The organism is Mameliella sp. AT18 (genome assembly GCF_028807275.1).
Taxonomy (GTDB): domain Bacteria; phylum Pseudomonadota; class Alphaproteobacteria; order Rhodobacterales; family Rhodobacteraceae; genus Antarctobacter; species Antarctobacter albus.
In genome coordinates this window covers 1-6293 of record NZ_JARAMO010000252.1, presented here as the reverse complement: position 1 = coordinate 6293, position 6293 = coordinate 1, and the positions used below count along the sequence as shown (strand labels likewise).

At 64.1% G+C, this 6293-nt stretch carries 7 protein-coding genes and 1 tRNA gene; 4 read left to right on the top strand and 4 right to left on the bottom strand.

Annotation, left to right across the window (positions count from 1 at the left end; genetic code table 11):
* Positions 1 to 1390, bottom strand: a 1390-nt coding sequence (locus PVW46_RS21615; protein WP_274577557.1) for a calcium-binding protein, incomplete at its 3' end; no start/stop codon positions are given.
* 164 nt (positions 1391 to 1554) lie between these two features.
* Positions 1555 to 1631, bottom strand: a tRNA-Ile gene (locus PVW46_RS21610).
* A 115-nt stretch (positions 1632 to 1746) separates the two neighbouring features.
* On the opposite strand from PVW46_RS21610, the gene purM reads away from it, so the two are divergent.
* Complete coding sequence (purM, locus tag PVW46_RS21605) at positions 1747 to 2793, top strand: phosphoribosylformylglycinamidine cyclo-ligase (RefSeq protein WP_069208349.1); 1047 nt, start codon at positions 1747 to 1749, stop codon at positions 2791 to 2793.
* Positions 2790 to 3380 carry a phosphoribosylglycinamide formyltransferase gene (gene purN, locus PVW46_RS21600; RefSeq protein ID WP_069208348.1) on the top strand — a complete coding sequence of 197 codons (591 nt, stop codon included), beginning with the start codon at positions 2790 to 2792 and terminating at the stop codon, positions 3378 to 3380. Before purM ends, purN begins: the two co-directional genes overlap by 4 nt.
* Before the next feature lie 6 nt (positions 3381 to 3386).
* Here the strand turns inward: purN and PVW46_RS21595 are convergent, their stop codons facing one another.
* Positions 3387 to 3584, bottom strand: coding sequence for a hypothetical protein (locus PVW46_RS21595; protein WP_069208347.1), 198 nt, complete (start codon positions 3582 to 3584; stop codon positions 3387 to 3389).
* 252 nt (positions 3585 to 3836) lie between these two features.
* Between PVW46_RS21595 and rnd the strand changes: the two genes are divergently transcribed.
* Positions 3837 to 4994, top strand: coding sequence for a ribonuclease D (gene rnd, locus PVW46_RS21590; RefSeq protein WP_043139012.1), 1158 nt, complete (start codon positions 3837 to 3839; stop codon positions 4992 to 4994).
* Positions 4995 to 5022: 28 nt separating this feature from the next.
* Here rnd and PVW46_RS21585 read toward each other — a convergent pair whose 3' ends face one another.
* Positions 5023 to 5529 (bottom strand): hypothetical protein, encoded by a 507-nt coding sequence (locus PVW46_RS21585; protein ID WP_043139010.1) that lies wholly within the window; start codon positions 5527 to 5529, stop codon positions 5023 to 5025.
* Between the two features lie 127 nt (positions 5530 to 5656).
* On the opposite strand from PVW46_RS21585, the gene PVW46_RS21580 reads away from it, so the two are divergent.
* On the top strand, positions 5657 to 6061 hold the full coding sequence (locus PVW46_RS21580) for a SufE family protein (protein WP_043139007.1): 405 nt from the start codon (positions 5657 to 5659) through the stop codon (positions 6059 to 6061).
* The last annotated feature ends 232 nt before the right edge of the window (positions 6062 to 6293 follow it).

Below are 6293 nucleotides of genomic sequence, written 5' to 3'. Positions count from 1 at the left end.
CGAAATCATCCGCTGTCAGCCCGGTGACACCGGCCACCCGGATCTCGGCATCCTGCGTGCCGTCGCCATCGGCATCGATCTGCACGATGGTCGACCCTGTCGCCGTCTCCAGAAGGCGAAGTTCGGGATTGCCCGACGGCGCGAATCCTGCGGTTCCGCGGAACTCGAAGACGCCCGGCGACAGGCCCGCGACGACGATCAGGTCGATGCCCTGTTCAAAGTCCAGGATCTGGTCACGGTTCGCGCCCACGACCGTTTCCGCCAGCGAGCGGAACACGAAAATATCCGCGTCCTGGCCGCCGGTCAGGAAATCGCGGCCAAGGCCGCCGGCCAATTCGTCTTCTCCCGCGCGACCGCGCAGGATGTCGTTGCCCGCGTCGCCTTCCAGGACGTCGTCCCCGTTGCCGCCGTCCATCGTGTCGTTTTCGGATCCACCTTCGAGAAGGTCGGCCCCGTCACGGCCAACCAGCAAGTCGTTGCCCGTATCGCCGGTCATGGTATCCGACCCGGCGCCTCCGTTCATCGTGTCGTCGGAGTTTCCACCGATCAAAGAGTCGTTTCCATCCCCGCCCATGATCGTGTCGGAGCCAGTGCCCCCGTCCAACGTGTCATCACCGTCGTGGCCCACGATCAGGTCGTCGTCGTTGCCGCCGACAAAGTTGTCGTCCGCGGCGCTACCGATCAGCGTGTCATTTCCGTTTGAGCCAAAAACCTGGCCATCGACGAATCCGTCTATCAGACCGCGGTAAAGATCGGCGCCTTCGCCAAGGGATACGTGGCCGAAGATCTTGCCGCTGTTGGAGACCTTGTCGTCTCCGCCAGTGGTGACAATCGCCTCGGCATTGACTGCATCGATGGTGCCGTCGTTCCGGATCGTCTCGGCGTCATTGCCCGTGGTGATGGCTGGCGCTGAATTCGACTGAAGCAGGCCGGAGTTGAAAATGTAATTGGCGTGCGATCCGCTTTCGAACCCCGACGTAATCTGAATCGCATTGTCGGAGCGGGACGTGATCGTCCCGTAATTGTAGAGAAAGTTTCCGCCGGACGCCAGCAGGAGACCATCGGAAAATGCGCCGCTTCCGACGATGTTTCCATAGTTCAACAACCTCAGGTCGGTCAGGGCGAGGGATGAGCCTGCCTCGATGACGGCCGGGAAGTTGCTGGTTTCCATAGTCCCGAAATTGGTAATGCTACTGCCGCCGACGGAGTCGGAGAATGCGTTGCCCTCCGTGTATATGAGTCCGTAGTTGGTCAACTTGGCGTCCCCGGATGGGGCCGAAACGGCGTCAGCCGACAAGACGATCCCGCCGGTGGACAGGATCAGAAGATCGTCATCGGACGCGATGGACTGCGTGGTGCCAACAATTGTCGCAAGTGTTGTGATCGCCATTGAGCCGTCTCCGTGGAAATTTTGAAAAGGAAAGATGGGAGGAGCCTAACAAGGTGTGGCCGTCATCGACAAGGGATGAGCCAGCCCGCATCCTCCCGCGGCCCGAGGCGATGCGGAACGACCAGATCGCGGAGGCGTCCGCGACTCGCAAGGCGGGGGGGTATTGGTAGGCCCGGAGGGACTCGAACCCCCAACCAAGGCGTTATGAGCGCCCTGCTCTAACCAATTGAGCTACAGGCCCACCGTGTCGTTCTCAGTACCACGGCGCCTTGCCGCGTCAAGCGTCCACGTTGCAGGGCGCCTTGCGATGCGCTAAGCGCGGGCGAAAATCGGGCGTGGGCCTGAAGGAGATCCCTATGAGCGATGGCAAGAACGGGCTGACCTATGCCCAGGCAGGCGTGGATATCGACGCGGGCAACGCGTTGGTCGAACGGATCAAGCCGGCCGCGAAACGGACCACGCGTCCGGGCGTGATGAGCGGGCTGGGCGGCTTCGGCGCGCTCTTTGACCTCAAGGCCGCGGGCTTCGAGGACCCGGTGCTTGTGGCGGCGACCGATGGCGTCGGCACCAAGCTGCGCATCGCGATCGACACCGGCCATGTTGACGGCGTCGGCATCGATCTTGTCGCCATGTGCGTGAACGATCTGGTCTGCCAGGGGGCGGAGCCGCTTTTCTTCCTCGACTATTTCGCCACCGGCAAGCTGGAGACGGAAACCGCAGCGCGGGTGGTCGAAGGCATCGCAGAGGGCTGCGTGCGGTCTGGCTGCGCCCTGATCGGGGGCGAGACGGCCGAGATGCCGGGCATGTACCCGGCGGGCGATTTCGACCTGGCGGGCTTTGCCGTGGGTGCGATGGAACGGGGCGCGGCGCTGCCCGAAGGGGTCAAGGAGGGCGACGTCCTGCTGGGCCTGGCCTCGGACGGGGTGCATTCCAACGGCTACAGCCTCGTGCGCAAACTGGTCGAGATGTCGGGCCTTGGCTGGGACGCTGCCTGCCCCTGGGGGGACGCGACGCTGGGTGAGGAGCTGCTGGCGCCGACCCGGCTTTACGTCAAACCGGCATTGGCGGCTATCGGGGTCGGGGGCGTGCGCGCGCTGGCCCATATCACCGGTGGCGGCCTGACCGAGAACCTGCCGCGCGTCCTGCCCGAGGGGCTGGGCGCCGAGATCGACCTGGAGGCATGGGATCTGCCCGACCTCTTCAAGTGGATGCGCGACATCGGCGGCATTGAAGAGGGCGAAATGCTCAAGACCTTCAACTGTGGCATCGGCATGATCCTGGTGGTCGACCCCGAAAGTGAACATGCCGTCGATGCGTTGCTGAGCGAACATGGCGAGCGAGTGCACCGGCTGGGCCGCGTCACCGCCGGTGAAGGCGTGACATATAGCGGATCACTGGGGTGAAACGGGTCGCCATCTTCATCTCTGGCGGCGGGTCCAACATGGTCACGCTGGTCGACAGCATGACCGGCGACCATCCCGCGCGACCGGTGCTGGTCTTGTCCAACCGTGCAGATGCCGGTGGGCTGCGGAAGGCGGCGGAGCGCGGCGTGCCGACGGCTGTCGTCGATCACCATCCCTTTGGGGGCGACCGGACAGCCTTCGAAGAGGCGCTGCAAGAGGCACTGGCCCCGCATGAGCCGGACATCCTTTGCCTTGCGGGGTTCATGCGCGTCCTGACGGCAGGATTCGTGACGCCGTGGGAAGGGCGGATGCTGAACATCCACCCATCGCTCTTGCCGAAATACCGTGGGCTGAACACCCACGCCCGGGCCATCGAGGCAGGCGACACGGAGGCCGGCTGTACCGTGCACGAGGTCACGCCGGAACTGGACGACGGCCCGATCCTGGGGCAGGCCCGGGTGCCGATCCTGCCCGGCGAGAGTGCCGAGGCGTTGGCCGCGCGGGTGCTCGAGATGGAACACCGGTTGTACCCGGCGGTCTTGCGCCGCTTTGCCGCCGGGGACCGGACGCGCGTCGATCTGCCCTAAAGGCGCCTAGCCGTCGAGGCGCTGCATGGACGCGGAATTGCCGTGCCACCCTTGCGGGTCGGGGGCAGAGGCGGGCGCGGTCAATGCCGCCAGCCCCATGAAGGTCAGGGCGGCCAGGGTGACGATCATCGCGATCAGACGCGAGGTTTCGGCGTTTGCGGACCGGGGAGCGGCCTGGTGGATGTGGTGGTCGAGGGTTGTCATGTCTGCGGTCTCCTGTGTGCGATGACAGGCAGATAGGCGCTTCAAATGCATTCTTGAAATGAATGTTTGGATCGTTTGGGATCACGGTTTGTTATGCTCTGCCATCCGAATTCCAGCGCGCCAGACGGGCTTTGAATGTCCCCGGGGATTGCTCTATGGTGGCTGGACGCAAGGGGGCCAACGGCGCCACGACCTTGCCTGACCTTTCACGGAGCGGGCCTTTCCTGGCCCGTGCATCCAGCCGGAGCCCGCATGAAAACCTTGACGACGACGGAAGAGCTGGCGGCCTTCTGCGAGGCAGCTGCCTCTGTTCCCTACGTGACCGTGGATACGGAATTCCTGCGGGAACGCACCTATTACTCCAAACTCTGCCTGATCCAGCTGGCCTTGCCGGGCCGGGACGATGCGGATGCGGTGCTGGTCGATCCGCTCGAGGGGGATCTTTCGCTGGAGCCGCTGATGGCGCTGTTCCGGAACAAGGATGTGGTCAAGGTCTTCCACGCCGCGCGGCAGGATCTGGAGATCTTTCACGTCGATCACGGCGTGATTCCGGAACCGCTTTTCGACACGCAGGTTGCAGCGATGGTCTGCGGTTTCGGGGAGCAGGTTGGTTATGAAACGCTGGTCAAGCGGATCGCCAAACAGCAGCTCGACAAGAGTTCGCGTTTTACCGACTGGTCGCGGCGCCCGCTGACCGATGCGCAAAAGACCTACGCGCTGGCGGATGTCACGCACCTGCGCCAGATCTACGAATTCCTGAACGCCAAGCTGGAAGAGACCGGGCGCGCCCGCTGGGTGGCCGAGGAACTGGCGGTGCTGACGGATCCGCAAACCTACGTCACGCACCCGGAGGATGCCTGGAAACGGGTCAAGACCCGGTCGAACTCGCCACGTTTCCTGGCGATCGTGCGCGAGCTTGCGGCCTTCCGAGAGGCCCATGCACAGGAACGCAACATCCCGCGCAACCGGGTTTTCAAGGACGATGCCTTGGTCGAGCTTGCCTCGACCAAGCCGCAGAACATGAACGACCTCAGCCGGTCGCGCCTGCTGCTGCGCGAGGCGCGCAAGGGCGCGATCGCCGACGGGATCCTTGCGGCCGTTGCCGCCGGGCAGGAGTGCCCCAAGGACAACCTGCCCAAGGTCGAGAACGACCGCGAGAAACTGCAAGTGAACCCGGCGCTCTCGGATCTTCTGCGTGTGCTGTTGAAGGCCAAGACCGAAAGCTACGGCGTCGCGTCCAAGCTGATTGCGCCGGCCTCTGACCTGGATGCCATTGCGGCAGGCCAGCGCGACGTGGCGGCGCTGACCGGCTGGCGACGCGAGGTCTTTGGTGAGGATGCGTTGCGTTTGTGTGACGGTCAGATCGCGCTGGGGGCCAAGGGCAAGGCGGTCACGGTCATCGACCTCTGACCGCTATCGTGCAACCCGGCTGATCCGCTCAGCGGCGCACGCTGCGCACGTTATGGCGACCCTTGACCTGGATCAGGCGCACGTCCAGCAGCTCGTTGTCGGTCAGCCAGATGGCTGCCGTATGGGTGCGCGACTGGGCCGGTCCCGTGGCCGCGCGCGGCTGCAATCCGCGAAAGGCATAGGTCAGGGTGCCCTGGCCGCTTTCCGCGTCGATCTTGACCAGCTTGACGTCGAAGGCACCCTGGTAGTCGGCGACCGTGGTGGCCCGGACGATGGCGCCACCGGGGCGGCGTTCGATCACCAGCTCGGTGATCTCGCCCATGTCGGTCCCGCGATAGCTGGTGTCCTTTTCCTGGCGGAAGATCGACTCGCGCCCGCGCGGGATCAAGGTGTTCACGTCGCCGTTGACGGCGGCCACGGGACGCGACTCGCTGCGTCCGAACCAGTTCACCGGGTTCAGGCGGCTGTCGCGCACTGCGCCGCAGCTGGTCAGCAGGATCGCCGCGAGCACGAGGCTGGATACCGGTTTGAACATGTTACGCCCCCAAGCAGATATCCCGGAGGGTTAGCGCAGAACGGCGCCGTTGAAAAGAACCTCCCGCCGGTTGGGGGCTGGACCTTTGCCGCGGCTCTGCCTAGGTCTGCGGCAAATGGAGGGCAGCATGGCGCAGGCAGCATTCGAAGACGTCGTCGAGGATTTCGAGTTCCTGGAAGATTGGGAAGACCGCTACCGCATGGTGATCGAGATGGGCAAGGACATGGAGCCGATGCCCGAGGCGCTGAAAGTGCCGGCCACCAAGGTCGAGGGCTGTGCCAGCCAGGTCTGGCTGCACATGACGCCCGATGCCGGTGTGTTCCGGTTCCAGGGCGACAGCGACGCGCTGATCGTCAAGGGGCTGATCGCGCTGCTGCATCGGCTGTACGACGGGCTTCCCCTGTCGGATGTGTCGGCCGTGGATGCGCGCGCTGAACTGGGGCGCCTTGGCCTGCACGAGCACCTGTCGGCACAGCGTTCAAATGGGCTGCGTGCCATGATCGAACGGATTCGCCAGGAGGCGGCTGGGTAGAAGGGGCGCTGCCCCTCTTGGCCTCCGGCCAATTCACCCCGAGGTATTTTGCAAACCAAAGAAGATTAAGTTCGTGCTAACCAATCCATCTTACAGTGATGGTGCGGTACAGGCTGAGGAGCCGATGACCGCAAACCGAAGAAGCCCCCTGTCGATACCGGCAGGGGGCTATTTATTCGCGTGGCGAAGGGGCACGCGACTGCGTTTCTTTGGTTTGCAAAATACCTCGGGG

Excerpts from the sequence above, each read along its gene's own strand:
- purM (WP_069208349.1), top strand. The coding sequence starts at position 1,747 with ATGAGCGATGGCAAGAACGGGCTGACCTATGCCCAGGCAGGCGTGGAT.
- PVW46_RS21595 (WP_069208347.1), bottom strand. The coding sequence starts at position 3,584 with ATGACAACCCTCGACCACCACATCCACCAGGCCGCTCCCCGGTCCGCA.
- rnd (WP_043139012.1), top strand. The coding sequence starts at position 3,837 with ATGAAAACCTTGACGACGACGGAAGAGCTGGCGGCCTTCTGCGAGGCA.
- PVW46_RS21585 (WP_043139010.1), bottom strand. The coding sequence starts at position 5,529 with ATGTTCAAACCGGTATCCAGCCTCGTGCTCGCGGCGATCCTGCTGACC.
- PVW46_RS21580 (WP_043139007.1), top strand. The coding sequence starts at position 5,657 with ATGGCGCAGGCAGCATTCGAAGACGTCGTCGAGGATTTCGAGTTCCTG.